Here is a 24,017-nt window from a genome sequence, read left to right as displayed (position 1 = left end):
CGTCGTGGAGCTATACTTCGAACACGTGATCGAACGTGCGGGAGGTGCGATGGACGACTGGGAAGCGGCCTTCGACGCGCTCGCGTCCGAAGACCTCGACTGCCTCGTCGCCCCGCAGTTGCTGGACCGCACGTCGGCGCTGGCGAGGTTGGCGAACCGGGTCATGTCCGAACTGACCCGCACCGTCCGGCGCTGCGAGACGGTCCAGGCCGCCGAGCACGACGGGCTGACGTCGATGAAGTCATGGCTGCGCACCCATGTGCGGCTGTCGGCCGCCGAGATCACCCGGTTGGTGCGCAACGGCCGCGCACTCGATCAGTTGCCGGCGCTGCGAGCGGCCTTCGCCGCCGGTGCTGTCACCGCCGAGCAGGTGTCGGTCGTCGCGCCGGTGACGGCCGTGGATGTGCAGGCCGAGGCGGTCGGGCAGGGCGTCGACCTCGCCCAGATCGACGCGACGCTGACCGAGGTCGCAGTCACGCTGCCCCACGCCCAACTGGGCCGGGTGGTCGCCCACTTCCTCGCCCGACTCGACCCCGACGGCACCGAGCCCGACCCCTCCGAAGGCCGGTCGCTGACCCTGTCGAAGCTGATCGACGGACGGCTGGTGATCCGCGGCGAGCTCGACGCCGTCGGCGGGGAGAAGCTGCAGGCGGCGCTGGAGTCGATCGCGCAGGCCCACCGGCCGGCTGGTGACCTGCGCACCCGAGCTCAGCAGCTGGGCGACGGGATCGTCCAACTCGCCGACAACGCCCTCGCCGCCGGTGGCCTGCCGGTGATGCGCACGGTGAAGCCGCACGTGGTCGTGACCATCCCGCTGGCGGACCTGGTCGACCCCTCGACCGGCCCGGTCGCCGCAGAACTCGGTTTCGGCGCCACGATCTCGGCCGGACGGGCCCGTTGGCTGGCCTGCGACGGCAGCATCACCCGCATCGTGGTCGGACCTGAGGGGCAGCCGCTGGACTTCGGCCGCACGAAACGGGTCGTCCCCCCGCAACTGCGGAGAGCGGTCGAGCACCGCGACAAGAGCTGTGTGTTCGCCGGCTGCGAGGCGCCGTCCTACTGGTGCGACGTCCACCACCTGATCCACTGGGTCTACGGCGGCGAGACCTCGCTGGAGAACAGTGCCCTCCTGTGCGAGCAGCACCACACCAAGGTCCACCACGGCTTCTCGGTGGTCCGACAACCCGACGGCCGGTGGCGCACCTGGCGACCCGACGGCACCGAAATCCTGATGGGCACACCACTCCTCGTCTGAGGAGTGGCCGGATCGTCGGGCAGCCTGCCGGCGCCACGTAACCTGAACTCCCGTGAGCCTCACCATCGGGATCGTCGGCCTGCCCAACGTCGGCAAGTCGACTCTCTTCAACGCCCTGACCAAGAACGACGTCCTCGCGGCGAACTACCCGTTCGCCACCATCGAGCCGAACGTCGGTGTGGTGGGCGTGCCCGACCCGCGGTTGGCGAAGCTCGCCGAGGTGTTCGGATCGCAGAAGATCATCCCGGCGACGGTGTCGTTCGTGGACATCGCCGGCATCGTCCGCGGCGCCTCGGAAGGGGCCGGCCTCGGCAACAAGTTCCTCGCGAACATCCGCGAGAGCGACGCGATCTGCCAGGTGATCCGGGTCTTCACCGATCCCGACGTGGTGCACGTCGACGGCAAGGTCAGCCCGGCCGACGACATCGAGACCATCAACACCGAGCTGCTCCTAGCCGACCTGCAGACGCTGGAGAAGGCGGTCCCGCGGCTGGAGAAGGAGATGCGCAAGGACAAGGAACGCGCGTCGCTGCACGCGGCCGCGGTCGAGGCGCAGAAGATCCTGAACGACGGGAAGACGCTGTTCTCCGCCGGAATCGACGCCGAGCCGCTGCGCGAGCTCGGCCTGATGACGACCAAGCCGTTCCTCTACGTCTTCAACGTCGACGAGGAGGAGCTCGGCAACGAGGCGCTCATCGCCGAGCTGCGCGGCCTGGTCGCCCCGGCCGAGGCGATCCTGATGGACGCCAAGATCGAGTCGGAACTCGCCGAGCTGCCCGACGAGGAGGCCGCCGAGCTGCTGGCCGGCATCGGTCAGGACGAGCCGGGTCTCGACCAGCTGGCCCGCGTCGGCTTCGCCACCCTCGGGCTGCAGACCTACCTGACCGCGGGGCCCAAGGAGGCGCGCGCCTGGACCATCCCGGTCGGCGCCACCGCACCCCAGGCGGCCGGCGTCATCCACACCGACTTCCAGCGCGGCTTCATCAAGGCCGAGATCGTCTCCTACGACCAGCTCATCGAGGCCGGCTCCATGGCCCAGGCGAAGACCAAGGGCTGGGTGCGCATCGAGGGCAAGGAGTACGTAATGCAGGACGGCGACGTCGTGGAGTTCCGCTTCAACGTGTAAATCGGCCTATTTGCGCAGGTCAATGGCCTGCAGAATGTCTCCAGTCAACGCCCAGTCAACAGGATTCCGCGAGTAAGGCCTGCGCGGCCGCCCGCGTGCGGTCCTCGGCGGTCGGCCACAGGTGTGAGTAGGTCGAGAGCGTCGTGGTGGCCGAGGCGTGCCCGAGGGCGCGCTGCACGGTGACGACGTCGCATCCGGAGGCGATCAGGCCCGAGGCGTAGAAGTGCCGGAGGTCGTGCATCCGCAGACCGGGGACCCCGGCAGCCGCCGTGGCGGTGCGCCAGCGGTGGCCGACGGTGTTCTGGTGCGGTGGCTGGTCGCCTTCTCCGGTGAAGATCCAGCCATTCTCCAGTCGGTAAGCAGCGATGTGCGCGGCAAGCATGCTGACGAGCCCCGGCGCCAGGAAGACGACCCGCTCGCTGCCGTACTTGGGGGCTCGGATCTCGACCTGACCTCCTCCGGCCCGCTGGACCTGCCGGGTGACGGTGAGAGTGCGACGGAGGAAGTCGATGTCCTCGACCCGAAGGCCGGCGGCCTCGCCGAGCCGGAGCCCGGCGAACGCACACAGCGCGACGAACGGTCGGAAGCGTTCGTCGGCCGCCGTCAGAACGGCTCCGACCTGCGCTGCAGTTGGCAGCGTCATCGCCGCTTGCGCGCGCCGGCGCCGGGGGAGTGCGACCCCGATGCTCGGGTCGCTGGAGATGAGCCGGTCCGCGCCGGCGCCGCGGAGGACGGCGCGCACGTTGTTGGTCCGGGTGTGGACAGTGCCAGGGGCGAGTCCGCGGTTGACCATGCCCTTGATCCAGCCCTCGATGTGCGAGCGGCGCAGTGACCGCAGCGGAGCGTCCGCGAACGGCACCGAACCGGCGGCCAGCTTCATCGCCAGAACCGTCCCGGGCGCCCACACCTGCCGGCTGGACCAGTCGACGTAGAACTCGCGGAAGGTGACGCGTCCTGCGCCCGGGTCGACGTAGGTGCCCCGCGCGACGTGCGCCGTCTGGTCGTCGAGCCAGCGCTGGGCGTCCCGCTTCAGGGCAAAGGACTTCGCCACCTGACGTCCCGACGGATCGCGGAACTGAGGTCGGTAGCGCAAGCCTTGCCCGTCCTGGGCTGTTGGCACCAGTCGGCCCGTGATCGGGTCCTTGCGGCGCCACCGGTCCTGAATGCTCGCCACGGTGACCTCCAGGTCAATCGCGCTGTGACGTGCAGATGCCTGGCCAACGTAGACCGAGGGCCCGACGCCTCAGGACGCGTCAGACCGTTGGCGTTCACCGATCCACCGATCTACGTCTTCGCGGCGGTACACGACTCGGCGTCCGAGGCGGAAGCCGGCCGGTCCTTCGCCGAGGTGTCTCCAGTACCGGAGTGTGGCGACGGGTGTCCGTAGATAGGCGGCGGTCTCCGCGAGGGTCATGAGGTCGCTTGTGCTGGTCGAGGCGTTGGTGTGAGTCACGCGGCTCTCCGGGGGCTGGATGTCGGCTGGTGGCTGGCGGAGTGGCCGCAACTGCTGTCAGCACCGCTCGACCACCTCACGCATCAGCCAGCGTGCGGGCGCTTCTCCAGTTGACCTGCAGTCCCACGAGCGCGGTCGTAGCTCAGCCGATCAGGCCGCGACGGGCTCGTCGCCGCGCCTGCGCCTGGCGCTGGTGGTCGACCGATCCACTGCGCACATAGGGGTGGCGGCGGTATGACTCGAGGACGGTGTTGAGCGCATCGGACAGGTCCAGTAGGTCGCGGTTGTAGACGCGGCCGTCCTCGATCTGGCGAGCGAGCTCCTCGAGCAGGCCTGGCCAGTCGCGGCGTGCCGGTGTGACAGGGACGGGGACCTTGACGCGCCGCTCGACTACCTCCACGGCGGACCGGCCCGACGCTGCGGCCCTGGTCTGCTCCCACGCGCGGTGCCGGCAGGTGGCCGAACACCACTTCGGGATCGGGCCACGGCTGCGTCGGGTGATCGGCCCGCCGCACCAAGCGCAGTCGGTGGCCGCGGCTCGTCGTTCCGGTGAGCGGCTTTCGTGATCGGCGGCCGTTGAAAGCGTGGGCTCGAACGCCGTCCGGTCAGCCTTCACTCGACGTCGGCGCTCGGCCTCCTTGCGCCGCCTTCGGTAGTCCGCCGTCCCCTTGGTGCCCATGTCGCTGAGGGTGCTGACAAGCCTCCAGTTACTCGCCACCACGAATTGCCCGATCCCGAGATGCAAGAGGTGTGTGGCCTCGTGATCTTGCAGTTCTGCAGTGTCGGGAGGCGGCTAGTTCGCACGCGATGAGACACCGCGAATCCGGGGTGGTGGCGAGTGCGGCGTGGCGGGCACGGTGTCACTGAAGGCGGCTTCAGGGCGGCCTTCGCTCCGCGTGTACGCGCCCGGCTTTCTGGGCCGAATTCAGCTGGTGGCTCGCGTGGACAACATCAGACCCCCGCTGACCGGGGCGGGCTAGGGTCCGCGGGTGAGCAACAGGCGCAAGCGCACTGGGGGCGGCCGAGGAGCCCCGCCGTCGGACATCCTCGTCGTGACCGAAGTGCGGGCGGCCGAGATGCAGTCTCCCGACGACGAGCCGATGTACGTCCTGGAGATCGCAGGGGCGACGCTGGACGCCCTGGACAAGCCAGGGGCTCCGCTGGACGACCCGGAAGCGGACGTCGTCCGTTCCTACGTCCTCAGCCGCGAGGCGCTGCATCGGCTCGTGGCCGAACTCCACAAGGCAGAAGGTGTCGCCTAGGTCCTGTCCTGCGGATCTTGTGCGCGGCCACCCTGTCCCTGAAGGCGGCTTCAGAAACAGCCGTAGGTGCCGGTCAGGTCCACGGTGATGCAGCCGACCAGGTGACGTCCTTGGCGTAGCTCTTCGAGAAGCCAAAGTTCGTCTCGCGGCTACCGTCACTCCAGTACCCCACGAGGTGGAAGTCGCCGCCGGGGAACGTTCCGATGTCAACCTGACCGGCGACGACCTCTGGGAGAACCTCCCGAATCACGTCCAGAAACGGCCGCGGCGGGTCCTGGTTGATGTTGATCGGGGCCGTCAGTTCCATGGGCGGGCTCATTCCGACGAAGACGTCCACGCCCGGGTACTGGTCATAGATGTCGATCGTGACGTCGAGTGCTCCAGTGGCGCGGGGGACGATATGCAGCCGCAAGTAGTCAAGGTCATGCTCGGGCGCGTCGGGGTACTGCTGGTCCCGTCCACGACTCTCAACGACCTCTGCCGCGCCAGCAGGCAATGTCGCGAGGACCTCGGCGATCACCGACCGGATGCCGTCCACGTCGACCGTTCCCTTGACCAAGGCTCGGAGAGCGGCCTCCCGCTCTTCCCGCTCGCGTCGCTGCCGTCTACGGAACATCCGTCCCTCGTCCTCGCTCAAGCACCGCCCCCGTGTCCTGCGCCTGACGAGTGTCCCTGAGGGCGTCTCCCAGGCACACCGGCGGGTGTCCCTAGATGGGCCGCTTAGAGACAGCCAACGGGCTCGCCGTGCGTCAGTCCCAGCCGGCGTCGGTGACGCTGTCTCGCCGTGATGCGGCTCGGATGATGGCGTCGCCTGCTCCTCCAGGGCCACCCTCCAGCACCTTCACCGTGGCGCAGGGATACCTGGCCTTGCATGCCTTGCACTGGCCTTTCGCCTCGCTGTGGAGGTTGTAGACGTCGGAAAGCAACCGCCGGTAGAGATCGCGCTGACTGAGAGCGCTGGCTGCTTGCCTCGCTCCGTCTGCTTTCGCCTTCTTGGCCTGGCCTTCGTACTCGGTCGCCCGTTTGGCCGCGTGGTCGGCGTAGGCCCTGATCCGCGGCTCATGATCGCGAAGCCGGGCCAGCGCTCGCGAGTCCTCGGTGCCGGCGGAGCTCCGAGCGTGTTCGATACAAGCATCGCAGTACGGCTGGCCGGGGGCACCCGGCCACCATTCGTACTCGTAGGCCAGAGCGCAGCATGCACAACGACCAGAGCGCCGCGCGCGGCGCTCGCCGCTGGCTCCGACACCGAACGGGTTCCCTGTGATCACGCAGTCGAGGCTAGGGCGGACCTCCGACAGTTGTCCCTCGAAACGAGTCAGGCGCGCCCGCGTCTCTAAACGGCCCACTCAGGGGCAGTCAGCACGCGACCCCGCCAACTCGAGGCACTAGCCTGCTAGACCGCAGAGGCTGTGCGAACCGGCCCCGACACGGTCCTCGACATCGCGTACTGAAAGGCCTTTGACGTGGAGTTGGTGCTGGCTTTGATACCCGTCGCCACCGGGTTGATTGGCTATGCCTGGGGACGTCACCGGCACGCGCTTAAGCGCAAGGTCCTGGGCCGGGAGCCGATCCACGTTCACATCGAGCAGGACCCCGACATTATCTACGCGAATGACCCTAATTGGGTCACCTTTCCCTATTTCTTCCCCAATCGATCGCCAGACGATCTTCCCTCGCCACCCAAAGGCAAGTGCACCGCTTGGTGGAAGTGGGCCGAGGAACTCGGCGGAGAGCCATCAGGCCTGATGGAACTGCAGGTAACGATCACCGCTTGGGAGGACCTGCGCGTGATCGTGGACGCCTTGCGGATCGAGGTTGTGAGCACTCCGACGCCTCCTACCGGAACCACGGTCGTGTGTCCCGTCGGCGGGGCCGACCTCGTGCACGAACAGCTGGCGGTCACACTTTCCGAGTTCGCTTCGACCGTCATCCCACGCGCGGCCGGAAGCGCCGAAGTCACCAAGAGCTTCGCCTTCACGCTCGGTCCCGGCGAGTCCTACCGCTTTTCCCTTAGCGTGACCCCCAGCGACGAGCCCATCCAGTGCTATGAGTGGGTCGCGTTGCTGGATTTGCTCGTCAACAACGAACGCAAGACTGTGAGGGTCGACAACGACGGGCGACCGTTCGTGTTGCACACCCAGGGATTCCGCGACGCGCACCAATGGGAAGGTGCCAGCTGGAAACCCTATGCCTTCTGATCGGGCGGTCGACTCCTTGCAGGGGATGTCGAAGGTTCCGCTCTACGGCGAGACAGGGACCGGGTTCGGGGTCGCCCGCCCGGGGTGTCCCATAGGCCGCCTTCAGAGACGCGCGCCCCTCGTCGGCCCACCTGAACCCCCTGCGCACTCAACGATGTCCGATGCGCAGGGTTCGACCGAGCCGCAACGGGAGGGGGCGACGCGCCCGACCGCGTGGACGTCAGTCAACAACCAGTCAACAAGGCTTCCATTCGAGGCCGCTGTCGACCAACGCCGCCCAACAACGAATGCGCTGGTCAACCACGAGTTTCCGAGACTGCCAACGGCTGTCGAGCACGCTCAGAACGTTCCGCTTCAACGTCTGACGTCAGCCGGCGGTCTTGGCCCGCTCGTCACGCAGCGCCTGGAACACCCGTCGGCGGAGTGCATCGCCTGCCTTCTCCGGCACCTCGGTGAACTTCATCGCCAGCAGCCACTGCGCGCCGCGGATCGTCGTCCACACGATCTCGCCGTGCAGGTGCAGGAGGGCGTCGTCGAGGTCGAGGCTGACCTGCGTCGGGGTACCGGACTCGGGCGGAAGTCCCCACCCGTCCATCAGCGCGCGCATCCCGCCCTCGCTGAGGTCCACCGTCCTGCCGGTCATCTGGGCCCCGGCCCAGGGGATGATCACGGGGACGGCGACCTGAGCACGCACCGCCTTGCGCCGCTGACTGCGTTCGGCCTGCCCGGAGACCGTGAGGTGCCAGCGCCGCTCGGACCCGTCCTCGACCTGGGAGACGGTGCCACCCAGCGTCCGCTCTTCCTGACCGCCGACCCAGTACAGCTCGACGGCGTCACCGGGCCGGATCTCGGCGCTCTCCCAGCCGGGCGCGCCCCCGGTCGGCCGGACCACGACGAGGTAGGTATCCGACACCTCGACGTGTGCCGTGATGGTGAGCCCGCGCGAGATCACCGTCACGTCGGCCGAGGCGCTCTCCTCGGGCCGATCGATGTAGCGGTCGAGGATGGGGTCGGTCATGAGGTGCCTTCCGCTCTGTGACGACGCTCGCCGCCGGCTCGTGCAGCCCGGCGCAAGGTATGCCACCCGGTAGGGATTGCGGGGCTCCGGATGCGTGTCTGGGCGGAGATTGCTCCCAGAATATGGGGGGTTTCGGTTCCGACGCCGGGGAACTCCGGTTCACGAACGACCCGGTGGACGGCGCCCTCACTCAGCCCAAACCGGCCTCGCGGGCCCGGGAAGCGGCCGCCGCTCGGTCCGCGACGTGCAGCTTGGCGAGAACGTTCGAGACGTAGTTGGCGATCGTCTTCGGGGTCAGCGACAGCAGCCGGGCGATGTCGGCGTTGCTCGCACCCCCGGCGATCAGGTGCAGCAGTTCGCGTTCGCGGTCGGTGAGGCCGGGAAAGGACTCCTTGGGTACCGCCTGCCGCGCGGTGGAGAAGAAGTCCACGAGCCGGGCGGCGACCCCCGGGCCGAAGGCGGCGCCGCCGCGGCCGACGGTGCGGATCGCCCCCAGCACGTCGTCCTTGTCATCGTCCTTGAGCACGTAGCCCCGGGCTCCGGCCCGGATGGCGGTGAACACCGTGGCGTCGTCGTCGAACATGGTGACGACGAGGACCCGGACGTCCGGCCGCTCCGCGAGCACCCGCCGGGTCGCTTCCACCCCGCCGAGGCCGGGCATCTGGATGTCCATCAGCACCAGGTCGGGGTCCAGTTCACCGGCGAGTGCGACGGCCTGCTCGCCGGTGGTCGCCTCGCCGACCACGTCGATGTCGGGCTGCGTGGACAGCAGGCCCCGCATTCCGTCCCGGAACAACGGGTGGTCGTCGGCGATGAGCACGCGCAACGGTCGTTCGCCGCTCATCGCGGGCCTCCGGCGGGCGCGAGGAGGGGCAGGTGCGCTCGCACGCTCGTGCCACCGGCAGGTGGGGGCAGTCGATGGATCTCGCAGGTGCCCCCGAGCTCGGCGGCGCGCTCGCGCATCGAGATCAGCCCGACGCCTGACCGCGGGCGCTCCGGCAGGCCGACGCCGTCGTCGGTGACCTCCACCTCCAGGACGCGCCCGTCGGCGCAGCACAGCCGGACCCGGCACTCGTGCGCGGCCGCGTGCTTGGCGGCGTTGGTCAGCGCCTCGGCGGTGATCCGGTAGGCCGCCACCTCCACCGCGGCCGGAAGCGGAGGCAACGGCGCCGGCGCCTCGACCGTGGTCGGCGGGCCGCCGGTCCGGTCGGCCCGGTCCCGGATGGCCTCGATCAACCCGAGCTCGTCCAGGGCCGGCGGGCGCAGGTCGTGTACGAGCAGGCGCACATCGCGGACGGCGGCCCGGATGTTGGCCCGCAGCGCATCGTTGACCTTCGCGGCCTGCTCGGGATCGGCGGCGATGAGCTCGCCCACGGTGGCCGCCCTCAGACCGAGGGCCGCGAGCGTGGGAGCGAGCTCGTCGTGCAGGTCGCGGCGCAGCCGCCGCCGCTCCTCCTCGCGCGCCAGCACGAGCCGCTCCCGGGAGCGTTGCAGGTCGGCCATCGTCCGGACCCCGTGCACGGCCACCCCGGCGTGCCCCGCGAGCACGTCGATCAGCCGCCGGTCGGCCGGGGAGAACCCCTCGCCCGGCCCGCGCGGGGCGAGCACCAGCCGGCCGACCTCCTCACCGCCGTAGGACAGCGGCAGGACCAGCGGGCCGCCGGGAGTCGGGTCCCCGGCGGACGCGACGATCTCGACGGTGTCCCCCCGCAGCAGCTCGATTGCGGCATAGGGCAGCCGAAGGGCCACCCGGATGGTGTCGACGATCGCCGGCAGCACCTCGTCCGGAGCCAGGGCGACCGCCAGCCGCCGGTCCAGCGCGGCCACCGCGGCGTAGGGGTCGCGCCGCTCGCCGTAGAGCAGCCGGTCGACCGCACGTTGCAGCCGATCCCTGGCGGGCGCGAACAGGATGGCCACCACGGCGGTCGCGACCAGGGAGACGGCCAGGTCGGTGCCCGAGCGCAGCAGGGTGCCCAGGTAGCCGACGACCCCCACGTACCCGGCTACCAGGCCCACGGTGAGAGTGCCGTAGACGAGGGTGCGGTTGATGATCACGTCGATGTCGAAGAGCCGGTAGCGCAGCACGGCGACCCCGATCGCTGCTGGTAGCGCGGCGACGGCCAGTCCGCCGATCAGCCATGCCCAGTCGGGGAACAGGACGTTGCCGATCAGCGCGGGCGGGATCAGGGCGAACGCGTAGCCGAACCACTTCACCTGCTGACGCTCGGCACCCTGCGCCCGGCGGAACCGCACCACGAGGGAGGCGACGGCCGCGACGATGGAGCCCAGGTAGAGGGTGGCTCCGACGGCGACCGGCAGGACGAATCGCTCGAACCCCTCGATCCCGGTGGGGTTGGGCACGGCGGGGTGGTCGTCGAGCGGGCCTGGCCGCAGCAGGAGATCGAGCGTCAGCGCGAGGGCGAGCCCGGCGATGAGCCACGCCAGTGGCCGCCACCTCGGCGACGGGAGTCGTCCGTCCGGAAAGAGCAGCGCCAAGAAGGACAGCGAGGCGAACGCGCCGTCCCCGGTCCACGCGCTCAGCCAGGCAGCGAACTCCCCGGCGGGGAGATCGGACCCCGGCAGCAGCGCGACCGTCGCGTACCACCCGGTCGCGCTCTCCACGGCGATCGACAGCCCGATTCCCGACAGCAGCCAGCCGATCGCGTGCCGGGGGTGCCGGGACACGATCAGCACACCGACCACGGGAAAGGCGATCGCCATGATCGCCGCCGCGGGCCAGTACTCGTCGATCTCGACCCGGGGGTCTCCCGCGTGCCGGGCGATCAGGATCAGGGACGCTACCCCGAGGCCACCGGAGAGCCCGGCGACCGCCCAGGCGAGCCGGCGCGCCGTCCGTCCGCGGTGTCTCCCGGCGACCGGCGGAGAGCCGGCGACCTGCTGGTTCCCGCTCATGATGGGCACATGATGGCGCCGGGCCCCCGGCTTCGGACGGCTTCAGGCCGCCGGGGCAGGCTCCACCGGCCGGACGGGGTCGGGCGTCCGGCTGCGCGCCTGCGACCACATGGCGTGCCCCAGCACGATCCAGGCGACCTGGAGCAGCAGTGTGGCGGCGGTCAGCTGGCCGAGCACGAAGGTGAGCAGCACGAACCCGGGGAACCAGCCCAGCGTGAGCAGCCACCCACCGACCTTCGGCGCCACCCCAGCCCGCAGGGTGCCGGCGCCGAACAGCGGCCACCCGACCGCCATGAGCACGAAGGCCGGCACCATCAGCCACGAGAACGAGGCGTCGAGGGCCGTCGGTGCCAGGTGCACGACGAAGTAGGCGCCGATGACGCCGGCCGTGAGCAACGTCAGCGCGACGACGACGATGCGGAATCCCCACCGTTCCGCCCGCCCTGCCCGGGACGACTGCCAGGAGTGCAGCGCCAGCGTGCCGGCCAGCCAGCCCAGCGTCACGACCAGCCAGAGCTTGCCGTAGGTCAGGTAGACCGTGTCCGGCGAGGCGAACGTGAGCAGCGGCTCGAGGGCCGGGCCGAGAGTCTCGTGCCACGGGACCAGCGGCCCGAACTCGCTCAGCGATTCGCCGCCGTCCTGGGTCTGGAAGTAGGCCAGCGCGTAGAGCGGTGCGAACAGCACGCCGACCACGCCAGCCACCAGCGCTGCGAGCCCGCCGCGCCGCACCAGGGTCGGGAACTCCATGACGTCCTCCTCATCCACGCTCGGGTTGATGCCGCGAGCGTGGCGACGGAGATGTCCCGGGAGGTAGAGCACCGACTTCCCGGAAGCCGGGAGATCCGGCGGGCGCAGGGCCCTACGCGTGGGTGCCCGCTTGGAGGGCGTGCTGTTCGGCGAACCGGCGCTGAGCGTCCTCCAGCGCCAGGACCGCCTCCTTCCGGCGCTCCCAGCCGCGGGTCTCCGACGCCTTGATCGGCTCGGCCGACTTGTCCGGCTCCAGCGCCTCGTAGATCTCGAAGAAGTGCCAGATCTCGCTGATCTGGTGCATCGGCACGTCCCCGAGATCCTGCAGGTGCGCGTGCCGCGGGTCGGTCGCCGGCACGCACAGCAGCTTGGCGTCGGGCCCGTTCGTGTCGCGCATCCAGAAGACGCCGATCACGCGGGCGCGCACCAGGCAGCCCGGAAAGGTGGGCTCGGCGAGCAGGACGAGCGCGTCGATCGGGTCGCCGTCCTCGGCGAGGGTGTCGGGAACGAACCCGTAGTCACTGGGGTAGCCGGTCGCTGTGAACAGCATCCGGTCGAGCCGGATCCGGTCCAGCGCGAGGTCGTACTCGTACTTGTTGCGAGACCCCTTGGGGATCTCGACGATCACGTCGACGTCCATGCGCCGCCCTCTCACCGGTGACCTGGACCTTGACCCGGCACGTGTCCCGCGTCAAGCGGGCCGCCCTGCAGCCGACGATCGTGCCATCGTTGCGCAGCGCGTCGACGGAGGTGCAGCCATGGACGAGACCGGCGTCCGGGCGGGGCTGAAGCACTACTTCGACCTCAGCGCGGCCCGCCAGGAGGACGTCGCGCACGAGATCTACCTGGACGACGCCGTCCTCGAGTTCCCGCAGTCGGGGGAGCGGTTCGAGGGTGTCGAGAACTTCCGGGAGTGGCGCCGGCACTACCCCGCCACCAAGGTCGACTTCGACGTCCGCCGGGTGCGCGGCGAGGGGGGACGTCTGGGTCGTGGAGTTGCGGATCCGCTACGACGGCGGCCCGTGGAACTACGGCGTGGAGATCCTCGAGCCGCGGCGACAGGGTGGCCCGTGAGTCCATCTACGTGATGGACGGCTTCGAGGCGCCCGAGTGGCGGGCGCCGTGGTGGGCCGAGGCACCGCATCCGGTCGCCGGCGAACCCTGAGCGAGCCCCCACGAACGGGTCGCGTTCACTCTTCGCGGGATTTTTTTTGCTCGACCGGCCGATCGGGATCCGAGTCCCCCGAGTACCCGGGGGACGGGTCGCGAACGCCGCCGACCGGCCCTCTGACCAGGCATTTGGCCGGAGCGAGTCGAGAAGTCTGCTCCGGAGTCATCGGCACCCTTGTGCGCTGATGTGACCGCGATCGACCCCTCCCGTCACATACGCCCCAAAAGAACCAGGCCTTTCAGCTCAACCTTCCCAGCGGACCCGCCGTAACCACCTGCAGCAAGGCTCCGGCTACATGGATGCAGCCGGGGGAAAGGAACCCTTCCAAGGAGGAACATCGTGGGTCTGCGCGTCAACAACAACATCGCGGCGCTCAACGCGTACCGCAACCTGTCCGTCACCGACGGCCAGATGAGCAAGTCGCTGGAGAAGCTCTCTTCCGGCTTCCGTATCAACCGTGCCGCCGACGACGCGGCCGGCCTGGCGATCTCTGAGGGTCTGCGCTCGCAGATCGGTGGTCTCAAGGTCGCCGTCCGCAACACCCAGGACGGCATCTCGGTCGTGCAGACGGCTGAAGGTGCGCTCACCGAGACGCACAGCATTCTCCAGCGCATGCGTGACCTGTCCGTCCAGGCCAGCAACGCCGGTGGTGTCAACGCCGACGCTCTGAACAACATCCAGTCGGAGATCGGCCAGCTCAAGTCGGAGCTGGACCGCATCTCCTCGACGACGACCTTCAACGGCAAGAAGCTGCTCGACGGCACCTTCTCCGCCAACTTCCAGGTCGGCGCCAACGCTGGTGAGAGCATCGCCGTTTCCGTCGGCACCAACATGGGTTCCGCCGGCCTCAAGGTCGACGGGGTCGACGTGACCGGTGTGGGGGCCTACGCCTTCCAGACCGGCACCACCGCCGCCTCGGGCAAGGCCGTCGTCAGCACCGCGTCGACGGCTTCTGTCGCTGCGGTCATGACGATCACCGAGACCACGGCCGCGTCCGCCAACGACTGGACCACCGGTGGTGGCTCCGTCGCGGCGTACGAGTCCCTGACCGGCACGATCGGGTTCGCGGGCAAGACCCTGGACCTGGGCTCGGTGGACTACAGCTCGGCCACCACCGCCACCCAGGCGCTGGCCGCACTGAACACCGCCGCCCAGACGGCGTTCGGCCTGGGTAGCGCGACCCCGTTCGCGGGTACGGCCTCCGGTATCACCTTCACGGTTCCCGCCGTGGCGGTCTCCGGTTACACCACGTCCAGCGGTTACGCCCTGTCCGCGTCGGCTCAGGACATCGCCAAGGCCACCCCGACCTTCACCGCCGCCAGCGGTGCCACGTCGGCGATCGACCTGCTCGACACGGCCATCAAGACCGTGTCGAACAAGCGGGCCGACCTCGGTGCCATCCAGAACCGGTTCGACCACACCATCAACAACCTCAACGTCGCGGTCGAGAACCTGACCGCCTCCGAGAGCCGCATCCGCGACGCCGACATGGCGCAGGAAATGGTCCAGTTCACTCGGAACCAGATCCTGTCGCAGGCCGGCACCGCGATGCTCGCGCAGGCCAACCAGGCCTCGCAGGGTGTCCTCTCGCTCCTCCGCTGACCTCGGTCGGCTGAGTAGCTGAGGCACTCAGTTCCACTGCTCCACCTTGGATGAGGGGGGAGGCCTTCGGGCCTCCCCCCTCTTTCCCGTTCGCGGCCGGGGTGCCAGGGGTACCTCGGCCGCGCAGTTCCACGGCAGGAGGCCCGCATGAGCACCCTGACTCTCTCGGCAGACGACTTCGCGGACGCCGTCCTGGCCCGAGGCATCGTGCTGGTCGACTTCTGGAGTGCAGCACGCGCCGCGTGCCGGGCCCTCACCCCGGTCCTGGAGGCCGCTGCACAGCGCCATCCGGACGTCGTCTTCGCCCGGGTGGACGCCGACGCCGAACCGGATCTGCCTGCCGCGGTCGGGGTTCGTTCGATACCGACGCTCATGGTGTTCCGGGACGGCGTTCTCGTGTTCGCCGAACCGGGAGTCCTGCCCGGCGACTCCCTCGAGCTGCTCATCTCGACCGTCCGCGCGCTCGACATGCCCGCGGTGCGGGAGCTGTTCCCCGGCCGGTAGCCGGCGCGGCCGCCCGTCGAGGAGCAGGACGGCTGATCAGTCCTTGGGGCGGCGGCCGATCTTGTCGCCCAGCCAGGTGAGCGGGTCGAACTTGCGGTCCACCACCCGCTCCTTCAGCGGGATGATGCCGTTGTCGGTGAGGTGGATGTTCTCCGGGCACACCTCGCTGCAGCACTTGGTGATGTTGCAGTAGCCCAGGCCGAACTCGTCCTGGGCCGCGTGCTTGCGGTCGACCACGTCGAGCGGGTGCATGTCGAGCTCGGCCAGCCGGATGAGGAAACGGGGGCCGGCGAAGACCGCCTTGTTCTCCTCGTGGTCGCGGATGACGTGGCACGTGTCCTGGCAGAGGAAGCACTCGATGCACTTGCGGAACTCCTGCGAGCGCTCGACGTCGATCTGCTGCATCCGGTGGTTGCCGTCCTCGTCCCGTGGCCGGGGCGTGAACGCCGGGATCTGCGCGGCCTTTTCGTAGTTGAACGACACGTCGGTGACCAGGTCGCGGATGACCGGGAACGTCCGCATCGGCGTGACCGTCACCGTCTCGTCCTCGCCGAACGTGCTCATCCGCGTCATGCACATCAGCCGCGGCCGTCCGTTGATCTCCGCGCTGCACGATCCGCACTTGCCGGCCTTGCAGTTCCAGCGGACGGCGAGGTCGCCGGCCTGGGTCGCCTGCAGGCGGTGGATGACGTCGAGGACCACCTCGCCCTCGTTCACCTCGACCCGGAAGTCCTGCAGGTCGCCGCCGGACGCGTCCCCACGCCAGACCCGGAATGCCGCGTCGTAGCTCACGAGACCTCCTCGAAGATCTCGGCCAGCTCGGGCGGCATCTGGGGGAGCGGTTGGCGTCTGACCGCAACCCCTCCGTCGGGTGTCGGGGTGCAGATGAGGTTCGTCCGGCCCCATTCCTCCACGGGCCCGGGGAAGTCGTCGCGGGTGTGCCCGCCGCGACTCTCCTCCCGCTCGAGGGCCGCCCGCGCGATGCACTCGCTGACGATGAGCATGTGCGGCAGGTCCAGCGCCAGGTGCCACCCGGGGTTGTACTGCCGGTGCCCCTCCACCGAGAGGTTCGCCACCCGCGCCTTCAGCTCCTCGATCCGTTCCAGGGCCTGCTCCATCTCCGGCGCGGTCCGGATGATGCCGACCAGGTCGTGCATCGTCTGCTGCAGGTCGTGCTGCACGGTGTACGGGTTCTCGCCGCCCTCCCGGTCGAACGGCGCCAGCGCCGCCCGTCCCGCGTCGGCCAGGGCCTCGTCCGGCAGGTCGACCCGGCCGGCCCGCCCCTGCGCGTGCTCGGCGGCCGCCGCCCCCGCGCGCCGTCCGAAGACCAGCAGGTCGGACAGGGAGTTCCCGCCGAGGCGGTTCGAACCGTGCATGCCCCCCGCCACCTCACCGGCTGCGAAGAGGCCCGGTACGCGGGCGGCCTCGGTGTCGGGCTCGACCTCCACCCCGCCCATGACGTAGTGGCAGGTGGGGCCGACCTCCATGGCCTCGGCCGTGATGTCGACCTCGGCGAGCTCCTTGAACTGGTGGTACATCGACGGCAGACGCTTGCGGATGTAGTCCGCCGAACGGCGCGAGGCGATGTCCAGGAAGACGCCGCCGTGCGGGGTGCCCCGGCCGGCCTTCACCTCGCTGTTGATCGCCCGGGCGACCTCGTCGCGGGGCAGCAGCTCGGGCGGGCGGCGGTTGTTCTTCTTGTCGTCGTACCAGCGGTCGGCCTCGGCCTCGGTCTCCGCGGTCTCCTTGCGGAAGAAGTCGGGGATGTAGTCGAACATGAAGCGGTTGCCCGCGGAGTTCTTCAGGATGCCGCCGTCGCCGCGGACGCTCTCGGTCACGAGGATCCCGCGCACCGACGGGGGCCACACCATCCCGGTCGGGTGGAACTGCACGAACTCCATGTTCACCAGCGTCGCGCCGGCCTGGAGCGCGAGGGAGTGGCCGTCGCCGGTGTACTCCCAGGAGTTCGAGGTGACCTTGTAGGACTTGCCGATCCCGCCGGTGGCCAGCACGACCGACGGGGCCTGCCAGGCGATGAAGCGGCCGGACTCCCGCCAGTACCCGAAGGCGCCGGTGATTCCGTCGTCGTTCGTGAGCAGCCGGGTGACCGTGCACTCCATGTACACGTCGATCCCGAGGGCGACGGTGCGCTGCTGCAGCGTGCGGATCAGTTCGAGCCCGGTGCGGTCCCCGACGTGGGCGAGGCGGGCGTACCGGTGCCCGCCGAAGTCGCGCTGGCTGATCAGGCCGTCGGGGGTGCGGTCGAAGAGCGCGCCCCAGTCCTCCAGCTCGCGGACCCGGTCCGGCGCCTCCTGCGCGTGCAGCTGCGCCATCCGCCAGTGGTTGAGCATCTTGCCGCCGCGCATCGTGTCGCGGAAATGCACCCGCCAGTTGTCCTCGGGATAGAGGTTGGCCATCGCGGCGGCGATCCCTCCCTCCGCCATCACTGTGTGCGCCTTGCCCAGGAGCGACTTGCACACGACCGCCGTCCGGGCGCCGCTCTCGTGGGCTTCGATGGCGGCCCGGAGGCCTGCACCCCCCGCCCCGACGACGACGACGTCGTAGGAGTGCTTCTCGAGCTCCATCAGAAGAACCTCAGATCGCTGATCGTGCCTGTGGCGAGGAGGAAGACGTAGACGTCGGCCAGCGCGACGCTGAACAGCGACAGCCAGGCGAACATCGCGTGCCGCCCGTTGAGCGCGGAGATCCGGGTCCAGGCCTTGTAGCGCAGCGGGTGCCGGGAGAAGTGGTTGAGCCGGCCGCCGATGATGTGCCGGCAGGAGTGGCAGGACAGCGAGTAGAGCCACAGCAGCGCGGCGTTGGTCAGGAGCACGAGGGTGCCGAGCCCCATGTGCCCCCACTCGCCCTCCTCGTTGCGGAACGCGAGGACGGCGTCGTAGGTGAGGATCACGTTGAAGACGAGCGCGCCGTAGAGGGCGTAGCGGTGGATGTTCTGGCCGAGCAGCGGCAACCGCGTCTCACCGGTGTAACGGCGGTGCGGCTCGGCGACCGCACAGGCGGGCGGCGAGAGCCAGAACGACCGGTAGTACGTCTTGCGGTAGTAGTAGCAGGTCAGTCGCAGGCCCAGCGGGATGACCAGGATGTAGAGCGCGGGGGAGATCCACGCAGGCCCCGTGAACAGCTTCGGGAACGTGTCGCCCTCGCACGCCGTCGTCAGGCACGGCGAGTAGAAGGGCGAGATGTAGGGCTCGGCGAAGTAGTGCGCGTTCTGGAAGGCGCGAAAGCTCGAGTACGCCACGAAGGCCGCCAGGATGACGACGGTGATCAGCGGCTGCAGCCACCAGCGGTCCTTGCGCAGGGTGCCCGCGGTGATTGCCGCGCGGCGCGGTGCCGGCCCGCCGCTGCCGCGCCCGGGGGTCACCGCCCCGGTCCGGCGGGGAGCGGTCGCCGTCACGATGCCGTGCGGCTCGATGCGCAGGTCAGCGTGCCGAACCCTTCCGTGCGGGTCGCCGCCCCGTTCTGCCCCACCGACATCCGTGCCTCCAGCTTGCTGGTGACGCCGCCCACACCGGCGGAGGAGCGCATCTGACCACGGACGTCGGACACGTGGAAAGGGGGAGGACGGCGCGTCGCCCCGCTCCGGCGTCCGCACCGCCCGCTGCGGGGGGCACATCCGACGAGCCCGGAGCGGCCCGCCGTGGTACTCCGTGCCCATGAGTGACAGCGAGTACGTGGTCGGGCGGCGGGCCGGTGCCGAAGGTCGGCCCGTCGGGGAGCGGCACGCCGTGATCGCCGCCGCGGTGCGGAAGGGCGCTCCCTTCCGCACGGAGTGCGGTGTGCAGGTCGACGTGATCGACGGTGACTGGCCCCCGGAGGGCGCCGACGAGCACGCCTGCCCGGTCTGCAGCAGGGACACCGGAACGCCCTGGGTCTGAGATCCCGGGCCGGCGGACGTGGTGGCAGTCGGCTGTCAGCAGCAGCGGTCTCGGGTCCCACCTCTCCACGCCCACAGGGGGACTGGTCAGGGCGACGTCGGCAGGGCTACGTTCGTGGCAGTCGAGTGCCAGCTCGGCCACCGACCGGAGGGACGTCCGTCCGTGACAGCCGACCTGGACTTCAACCCGCCCCGGCCGCATCCGTACCCCGACGAAGTGACGGCGGGGTTCTGGGAGGCGGCACAGCAGCGCACGCTCGCCATCCAGCAGTGCGGCGACTGCGGGACGTTCATGCACTATCCGTCGGCGCTCTGCACCAACTGCCAGTCCGAGAACCTCGGGTTCTCCGAGGTGTCCGGCCGCGGCACGGTGTACTCGTTCGCCATCGTCCGGCACAGCTTCCACCCGGCGTTCACGCCGCCCTACGTCATCGCCCTGATCGACCTCGACGACGCGCCCGGTGTGCGGATGTACACCAACATCGTCGACGTCGACCCGGAGGCGGTGCGCATCGACATGCCGGTCCGGGTCACCTTCGAGGACATCGGCGACGGCACCCTCATTCCGCAGTTCATGCCGGCCTAGCTCCCGCCCGCCGTCGCTCTTCTCGTCTCTCTGCCCGGAGGTCAGCATGCGCAAGGTTGCCGTCAGCGGGGTCGGCTACTCCGAGATCACCCGGGGCGGGATCCCGCCGTCGCCGGAACGCCTCGCCCTGATCGCGGCGAAGAACGCGATGCGGGACGCCGGGGTGACCGGCGCGGACGTCGACGGCATCTTCGAGTACAGCTTCGGCTACGACTCCCCGATGGCCACGTACGTCCAGAAGGGGCTGGGCATCCCCAACCTGGTCGTCTTCCAGGACATCATGGGTTCCGGTCCGTCCGGCCTGGCGAGCGCGATGGCGGCCTACATGGCGGTGGCCAGCGGCATGTGCGAGACGGCCATCGTCTACCGCTGCATCACCCAGGCGGCCGGCAACACGGGGTCGATCGCCGCCGTGCCGCCGCCGCCCGCTCCCGGCCCGAACGGGATGTCGGAGGCGCTGGTCTACGGCGTGCAGGCGCTGATCCCGTCGATGGGCATGCGGATGCAGCGGCGCATGCACGACTACGGCGCCTCACTCGAGGACTGGGGTCACATCGCGGTCAACGCGCGCAAGTGGAGCGCGGACAACGAGCGCGCCGTGCTCCGCAAGCCGGTCACGATGGAGGACTACCTGAGCTCCAGGATGCTGGCCGAGCCGCTGCACCTGCTCGACTGCGACCTGCCCGTCAACGGCGCGTGCGCGGCCGTCATCACCACGGCCGAGCGGGCGGCCGACCTGCCGACGACGCCCGTCTACATCGACTCGATGGCCTTCGGCACCGGCAGCCGGCCCGACTGGTCGGTGGGCGACGACTTCCTGTTCGGCGGCACGATCAACTGCGGCGAGACCCTCTGGGAGCGGTCGTCGTTCACCCCCGCCGACGTCGACCTGCTGGAGCTCTACGACGGCTTCACCCACATCACCATCTCCTGGGTCGAGGCCCTGCAGCTGTGCGGCCTCGGCGAGTTCGGCGACTGGGTAGACGGCGGGCGCACGATCAATCCCGGTGGCCGCGTGCCGCTGAACACCCACGGCGGCCAGCTCGCCGAGGGACGCCTGCACGGCCTGGCGCACCTCACGGAGGCGGTGCTCCAGCTCCGCGGGGAGTGCGGACCACGGCAGGTCCCGAACGCGAAGGTCGCCGCCATCGGGAACGCCCACGGACCCCAGGCCGGCGCGATGATCGTGTCGACGGAGCGGAGCGGCTCCTGAGCGGGGTCGGTACGGCGGGTGGCGCCGCCGAGCGGCGGCCGGACGCCCGCAGCGCGCACCGCGAGGAGACCCGCCAGGCACTGGTCGAGGCGGCGCTCTCGCTGTTCGCCGCCAAGGGCTACGACGCCACGTCGGTGGAGGACATCACCGGGTGGGCCGGTGTCTCGCCCCGGACCTTCTTCCGGTACTTCGAGTCGAAGGACCGGGTGCTCCTGTTCGGCGGGGACGCCTTCAACCGTGCCGTCGTCCGCGCCCTGCCCGACCAGCCGGCCGAGCTCGGCGACCTCGCCGCCCTCGCGGCCACGCTGCGGTCGCTGACGCCCCTGCTCACCCCGCTCAAGCAGCGCATCCGGCTCTACTACCGGGCGGTGGGGGAGTCCACGACGCTCGCCGGCCACCACACCCGGGCCACGGCGCAGCACAACGCGGCGGTGGCCGAGGCGCTGGCCTCCCGACGGTCGCTCGAGCACCCCGACGAGCGCTGTCACCTCGCCGCCGCTCTCGCCGCGATCGCCCTGGAACGGGCCTACGCAGGCTGGCTGAGCACCCGCCGTGAGCTGGCCGACCTGCTCGACGAGAGCTTCGCCGCCCTGCGCGCCGTCGTCACCGAGGGGGACGGGGCGGGCGGATCAGAGCCTCCTGGCTGAAGGAGGCCAGCAGCCGGCCGCTCCGGTCGTGCACGGATCCTCGGGCCAGCCCGCGCCCGGCCGCGACCGAGGCCGGCTCGGCGGAGTAGAGCAGCCAGTCGTCATAGGTGCCGGGGCGGTGGAACCAGACCGCGTGGTCGAGCGTGACGACCAGGCTGTCGGCCGACGCCGGCGCCTCCAGCACCTGCGCCGAGGACACCACCATGTAGTCCGACACGAACGCCATCGCGCACGCGTGCAGGATCGGGTCGTCCGGCAGCGGCTGCCGCGGCCTGGCCCAGTAGGGGTGCACGCGCGGGAGCTGGTCCGCGGGCTTCTCGGCCCGCAGCCCGCTCACCGGCCGGAACTCCACCGGGTCGATCGCGCCCAGCATCGTGGCGTCCGTGCGCAACTCGTCCGGGCCGGGCGGCGGCACCTCGAGCGTCTCGTGCCAGTCGGGGCCTTCTTCCCCGACGTGGAAGGACGCGGTCAGCAGCAACGGCGTCCCGCCGTTCTGGCCGACGGCCACCTGACGGACGGCGAACGAGCGGCCGTCGCGCCACCGCTGGACGTCGAGAGTGAGCGGGTGGCCGGCCAGACCGGGGTCGAGGAAGTAGGCGTGCAGCGACTGCGGCCGCAGGTGGTCGGCGACAGTGGCGGCGGCCGCGCGCAGGGCCAGTGCCAGGGTGTACCCGCCGAAGAGATGCCCCTCGCCCGCCGGGACGGCTTCGAACCGGTCGGGTGCGGTCTGCTTCAGCTCCAGCAGGGCTGCGAAATCGTCGTTCATGGCGCCTCCGTCAGGTGGGCCTGGGACAGCTGCCGGCCGCCCAGGTCGTCGATGAGCCGCGCGCACGACTCGGGGACCTCGAGGGTCAGGTGGTGGTGGGCGCCGGGCAGCCGGACCGCCGTCACGTGCGGGATCGTCGCCGCCGCCCGCTCGGCCCTGGAGTCGTCGACGACGCTGCTCGCCCCGCCGGACACGTAGGCGACCGGGACGGCGACCGTCGCGGCCGCCTGCTCGATGAGCTCCTCGTAGAGCGTCGGGAAACCACCGCCGTCGTGCTTCCACACCCACCCGCCCTCGACGGGCCGCAGCGAGTACTCCGCGACGGGATCGAGGAGCTCCGCGGGCGGCTGGGGCTGCGGGGGCATGAGCCGGAACCGCGCCTTCGCCTCCTCGAAGGAGGGGTGCACCCGCGGTGGTCGTACCGTCCGCGGCGGCAGAGGCCGGTCCAGCAGGTGGTCGGGAGCCCAGATGCCGGCGTCGAACAGCACCAGTCCGCCGAACTCGTCGGGGTACCGGCTCGCCGCCAGCAGGGCCACCCGGCCGCCCAGGCTGTGCGCGGCGACGAGCGGGCGGTGCGCGCCGGCTGCGCGCAGCACGGCCATCAGCTCCTCGGCCCAGGTGCCGGCGTCGTAGTCGTCGCGGTGCCCGCTGTCGCCGTGCCCGCTGAGGTCGACGCTGATCACCCGCCAGGTCTTCTCCAGCTCCGGCGCGACGGCGTGCCACCACATGTGGTGCGCCCCGCTGCCGTGCACCAGCAGCAGGTCGCGGTCGCCGCTGCCGCGGACGCCGTACCGGACCTCTGCGCCGTCGACGACGACCGACTCGCCCAGGTCAGCCATTCCCGTCACCTGCTCGGTAGGAGACGGTCGTGAACTCGTGCCGGACGCCGAACATGTCGTCGGGCTCGACGGCGAAGGCGCCCAGCGCGCAGCCGTCCCCGGTGACGCGGAGTCCGCGGGCGGTCAGGTACGCCTCGGTCTGCGCCAGGTCCGAGACGAGCCAGCACAGCGCGTAGAAGCAGGAGTTGCGAGCGGCGGCGTACTGCGAGAAGGCGTCGTCGCCCGTCGGTCCGCCGAGGCAGAGGATCTCCCCGGCGACGTCGACGAACTGGCGCTGCGTGCCGTCGGCCGCGGGCCTGGTGCCGAGGTCCTTCCCGTCGAGGATCGCGGTGAAGAATGCGCGGGAGCGCTCGACGTCCGGCACGCCGAAGACCATCGCGGCCAGTCGCCGGACGCCGGAGGCGTGCCCTACGAGCCAGTCGGGGTCCCAGCTCGGCAGGTAGTACGGGTCGTTGCCGGTCATGCCGAGCGGGTCCCGGTCGTCGGCGGCCGCCTGGACGATGATCCCGCCGGTCGTTCGCGGGTGGAACATGAAGAAGGTGTCGCTCGCGTCGAGGACCTGGGCCGCCCAGCCGCTGCACCTCCTCGGCGGCGGCCTTCGGGTCGTCGACGTACATCTCGAACGAATGCATGCTGCTGCCCGACGCCGTGAGGTAGGCCATCAGCGGTGACCGCTCGCTGCGCGGCGCCATCGGCTCGTAGCCGTGGTCGGCGATGTACATGCAGAGCATGTCGACGTCGAGGGCGTCGAGGTACGTCTCGCGGAACGCGAGCGCCCCGAAGACCTCCATGTGCTTCTTCCACACCGGGGTGATGTCCTCG

The 24,017-nt window shown here is 70.2% G+C and carries 28 protein-coding genes; 11 read left to right on the top strand and 17 right to left on the bottom strand.

All coding sequences use genetic code 11. The features are described 5' to 3' along the window. The first annotated feature begins 49 nt into the window (after nucleotides 1-49). Entirely contained in the window at nucleotides 50-1,255 is a 1,206-nt protein-coding gene (locus E4P38_RS06325; RefSeq protein WP_135130946.1) for an HNH endonuclease signature motif containing protein, read from the top strand. Nucleotides 1,256-1,307: 52 nt separating this feature from the next. Beyond that, nucleotides 1,308-2,381, top strand: a complete 1,074-nt coding sequence (gene ychF / locus E4P38_RS06320; protein WP_135130902.1) for a redox-regulated ATPase YchF — start codon at nucleotides 1,308-1,310, stop codon at nucleotides 2,379-2,381. 55 nt (nucleotides 2,382-2,436) lie between these two features. On the opposite strand, the gene E4P38_RS06315 is transcribed toward ychF, so the two are convergent. From E4P38_RS06315 to E4P38_RS23160, 3 genes are all read right to left on the bottom strand, one after another. Beyond that, entirely contained in the window at nucleotides 2,437-3,432 is a 996-nt protein-coding gene (locus E4P38_RS06315; protein WP_245160833.1) for a site-specific integrase, read from the bottom strand. A gap of 192 nt (nucleotides 3,433-3,624) precedes the next feature. After that, on the bottom strand, nucleotides 3,625-3,795 hold the full coding sequence (locus E4P38_RS06310; RefSeq protein WP_135130945.1) for a helix-turn-helix domain-containing protein: 171 nt from the start codon (nucleotides 3,793-3,795) through the stop codon (nucleotides 3,625-3,627). A gap of 181 nt (nucleotides 3,796-3,976) precedes the next feature. Further along, nucleotides 3,977-4,513, bottom strand: a complete 537-nt coding sequence (locus E4P38_RS23160) for a hypothetical protein (protein ID WP_209308967.1) — start codon at nucleotides 4,511-4,513, stop codon at nucleotides 3,977-3,979. A 373-nt stretch (nucleotides 4,514-4,886) separates the two neighbouring features. Between E4P38_RS23160 and E4P38_RS06300 the strand changes: the two genes are divergently transcribed. Then, the gene (locus E4P38_RS06300) at nucleotides 4,887-5,096 is read left to right on the top strand and encodes a hypothetical protein (protein WP_135130900.1); all 210 of its coding nucleotides are present in this window, start codon (nucleotides 4,887-4,889) and stop codon (nucleotides 5,094-5,096) included. A gap of 73 nt (nucleotides 5,097-5,169) precedes the next feature. Here E4P38_RS06300 and E4P38_RS06295 read toward each other — a convergent pair whose 3' ends face one another. Continuing rightward, nucleotides 5,170-5,733, bottom strand: coding sequence for a hypothetical protein (locus E4P38_RS06295; RefSeq protein WP_135130899.1), 564 nt, complete (start codon nucleotides 5,731-5,733; stop codon nucleotides 5,170-5,172). Between the two features lie 112 nt (nucleotides 5,734-5,845). Then, nucleotides 5,846-6,364: a hypothetical protein gene (locus E4P38_RS06290; protein WP_135130898.1), complete on the bottom strand. Its 519-nt coding sequence runs from the start codon at nucleotides 6,362-6,364 to the stop codon at nucleotides 5,846-5,848. Nucleotides 6,365-6,559: 195 nt separating this feature from the next. On the opposite strand from E4P38_RS06290, the gene E4P38_RS06285 reads away from it, so the two are divergent. Then, nucleotides 6,560-7,294, top strand: coding sequence for a hypothetical protein (locus E4P38_RS06285; protein WP_135130897.1), 735 nt, complete (start codon nucleotides 6,560-6,562; stop codon nucleotides 7,292-7,294). A 367-nt stretch (nucleotides 7,295-7,661) separates the two neighbouring features. On the opposite strand, the gene E4P38_RS06280 is transcribed toward E4P38_RS06285, so the two are convergent. The 5 genes from E4P38_RS06280 to E4P38_RS06260 form a co-directional block, all read right to left on the bottom strand. Further along, the gene (locus E4P38_RS06280) at nucleotides 7,662-8,312 is read right to left on the bottom strand and encodes a PilZ domain-containing protein (RefSeq protein ID WP_135130896.1); all 651 of its coding nucleotides are present in this window, start codon (nucleotides 8,310-8,312) and stop codon (nucleotides 7,662-7,664) included. Nucleotides 8,313-8,502: 190 nt separating this feature from the next. After that, a complete protein-coding gene (locus E4P38_RS06275; RefSeq protein WP_135130895.1) occupies nucleotides 8,503-9,156 on the bottom strand; it encodes a response regulator transcription factor in 654 nt (217 codons plus the stop codon). Beyond that, nucleotides 9,153-11,225, bottom strand: coding sequence for a histidine kinase (locus E4P38_RS06270; RefSeq protein ID WP_135130894.1), 2,073 nt, complete (start codon nucleotides 11,223-11,225; stop codon nucleotides 9,153-9,155). The genes E4P38_RS06275 and E4P38_RS06270 overlap by 4 nt, the downstream gene beginning before the upstream one ends. A 42-nt stretch (nucleotides 11,226-11,267) precedes the next feature. Beyond that, nucleotides 11,268-11,972, bottom strand: coding sequence for a hypothetical protein (locus E4P38_RS06265; protein WP_135130893.1), 705 nt, complete (start codon nucleotides 11,970-11,972; stop codon nucleotides 11,268-11,270). A 112-nt stretch (nucleotides 11,973-12,084) separates the two neighbouring features. Continuing rightward, complete coding sequence (locus tag E4P38_RS06260) at nucleotides 12,085-12,612, bottom strand: inorganic diphosphatase (protein WP_135130892.1); 528 nt, start codon at nucleotides 12,610-12,612, stop codon at nucleotides 12,085-12,087. A gap of 118 nt (nucleotides 12,613-12,730) precedes the next feature. Here E4P38_RS06260 and E4P38_RS06255 point away from each other — a divergent pair, with 118 nt between their 5' ends. The 3 genes from E4P38_RS06255 (at nucleotide 12,731) to E4P38_RS06245 (ending at nucleotide 15,249) form a co-directional block, all read left to right on the top strand. Beyond that, on the top strand, nucleotides 12,731-13,060 hold the full coding sequence (locus E4P38_RS06255) for a hypothetical protein (RefSeq protein WP_135130891.1): 330 nt from the start codon (nucleotides 12,731-12,733) through the stop codon (nucleotides 13,058-13,060). 422 nt (nucleotides 13,061-13,482) lie between these two features. Continuing rightward, nucleotides 13,483-14,745 (top strand): flagellin, encoded by a 1,263-nt coding sequence (locus E4P38_RS23795; RefSeq protein WP_135130890.1) that lies wholly within the window; start codon nucleotides 13,483-13,485, stop codon nucleotides 14,743-14,745. A 147-nt stretch (nucleotides 14,746-14,892) separates the two neighbouring features. Continuing rightward, on the top strand, nucleotides 14,893-15,249 hold the full coding sequence (locus tag E4P38_RS06245; protein ID WP_135130889.1) for a thioredoxin domain-containing protein: 357 nt from the start codon (nucleotides 14,893-14,895) through the stop codon (nucleotides 15,247-15,249). A 36-nt stretch (nucleotides 15,250-15,285) separates the two neighbouring features. On the opposite strand, the gene E4P38_RS06240 is transcribed toward E4P38_RS06245, so the two are convergent. The 4 genes from E4P38_RS06240 to E4P38_RS22835 are packed head-to-tail and all read right to left on the bottom strand — an operon-like array spanning nucleotide 15,286 to nucleotide 18,816. Then, on the bottom strand, nucleotides 15,286-16,041 hold the full coding sequence (locus E4P38_RS06240; protein ID WP_135130888.1) for a succinate dehydrogenase/fumarate reductase iron-sulfur subunit: 756 nt from the start codon (nucleotides 16,039-16,041) through the stop codon (nucleotides 15,286-15,288). After that, nucleotides 16,038-17,834 carry a fumarate reductase/succinate dehydrogenase flavoprotein subunit gene (locus E4P38_RS06235; RefSeq protein ID WP_209308965.1) on the bottom strand — a complete coding sequence of 599 codons (1,797 nt, stop codon included), beginning with the start codon at nucleotides 17,832-17,834 and terminating at the stop codon, nucleotides 16,038-16,040. Before E4P38_RS06235 ends, E4P38_RS06240 begins: the two co-directional genes overlap by 4 nt. Continuing rightward, a complete protein-coding gene (locus tag E4P38_RS06230) occupies nucleotides 17,834-18,631 on the bottom strand; it encodes a hypothetical protein (protein ID WP_167760467.1) in 798 nt (265 codons plus the stop codon). The genes E4P38_RS06235 and E4P38_RS06230 overlap by 1 nt, the downstream gene beginning before the upstream one ends. Before the next feature lie 29 nt (nucleotides 18,632-18,660). Further along, complete coding sequence (locus tag E4P38_RS22835; RefSeq protein ID WP_167760466.1) at nucleotides 18,661-18,816, bottom strand: hypothetical protein; 156 nt, start codon at nucleotides 18,814-18,816, stop codon at nucleotides 18,661-18,663. A gap of 107 nt (nucleotides 18,817-18,923) precedes the next feature. Here E4P38_RS22835 and E4P38_RS06225 point away from each other — a divergent pair, with 107 nt between their 5' ends. The 4 genes from E4P38_RS06225 to E4P38_RS06210 all read left to right on the top strand — a co-directional run bounded on the left by E4P38_RS06225 (nucleotide 18,924) and on the right by E4P38_RS06210 (nucleotide 21,590). Continuing rightward, nucleotides 18,924-19,145, top strand: coding sequence for a hypothetical protein (locus tag E4P38_RS06225; RefSeq protein WP_135130886.1), 222 nt, complete (start codon nucleotides 18,924-18,926; stop codon nucleotides 19,143-19,145). 162 nt (nucleotides 19,146-19,307) lie between these two features. Then, a complete protein-coding gene (locus tag E4P38_RS06220; protein ID WP_167760465.1) occupies nucleotides 19,308-19,730 on the top strand; it encodes a Zn-ribbon domain-containing OB-fold protein in 423 nt (140 codons plus the stop codon). Between the two features lie 46 nt (nucleotides 19,731-19,776). Next, nucleotides 19,777-20,943, top strand: coding sequence for a thiolase family protein (locus tag E4P38_RS06215; protein WP_135130884.1), 1,167 nt, complete (start codon nucleotides 19,777-19,779; stop codon nucleotides 20,941-20,943). Then, entirely contained in the window at nucleotides 20,838-21,590 is a 753-nt protein-coding gene (locus E4P38_RS06210) for a TetR family transcriptional regulator (RefSeq protein WP_135130883.1), read from the top strand. The genes E4P38_RS06215 and E4P38_RS06210 overlap by 106 nt, the downstream gene beginning before the upstream one ends. Here the strand turns inward: E4P38_RS06210 and E4P38_RS06205 are convergent. Genes E4P38_RS06205 through E4P38_RS06195 form a run of 3 tightly spaced genes read right to left on the bottom strand, consistent with a single transcriptional unit; the run spans nucleotide 21,547 to nucleotide 23,727 of the window. Further along, nucleotides 21,547-22,356: an acyl-CoA thioesterase domain-containing protein gene (locus E4P38_RS06205; protein ID WP_135130882.1), complete on the bottom strand. Its 810-nt coding sequence runs from the start codon at nucleotides 22,354-22,356 to the stop codon at nucleotides 21,547-21,549. The genes E4P38_RS06210 and E4P38_RS06205 overlap by 44 nt on opposite strands. Continuing rightward, nucleotides 22,353-23,195 carry an alpha/beta hydrolase gene (locus tag E4P38_RS06200; RefSeq protein WP_135130881.1) on the bottom strand — a complete coding sequence of 281 codons (843 nt, stop codon included), beginning with the start codon at nucleotides 23,193-23,195 and terminating at the stop codon, nucleotides 22,353-22,355. Before E4P38_RS06200 ends, E4P38_RS06205 begins: the two co-directional genes overlap by 4 nt. Continuing rightward, on the bottom strand, nucleotides 23,188-23,727 hold the full coding sequence (locus E4P38_RS06195) for a hypothetical protein (protein WP_135130880.1): 540 nt from the start codon (nucleotides 23,725-23,727) through the stop codon (nucleotides 23,188-23,190). Before E4P38_RS06195 ends, E4P38_RS06200 begins: the two co-directional genes overlap by 8 nt. Nucleotides 23,728-24,017: the final 290 nt, after the last annotated feature.

The organism is Blastococcus sp. CT_GayMR16, assembly GCF_004570875.1.
Taxonomy (GTDB): Bacteria; Actinomycetota; Actinomycetes; order Mycobacteriales; family Geodermatophilaceae; genus Blastococcus_B.
The sequence above is the reverse complement of the archived record's forward strand: the minus strand, read 5'-3'. Positions and strand labels throughout refer to the sequence as shown.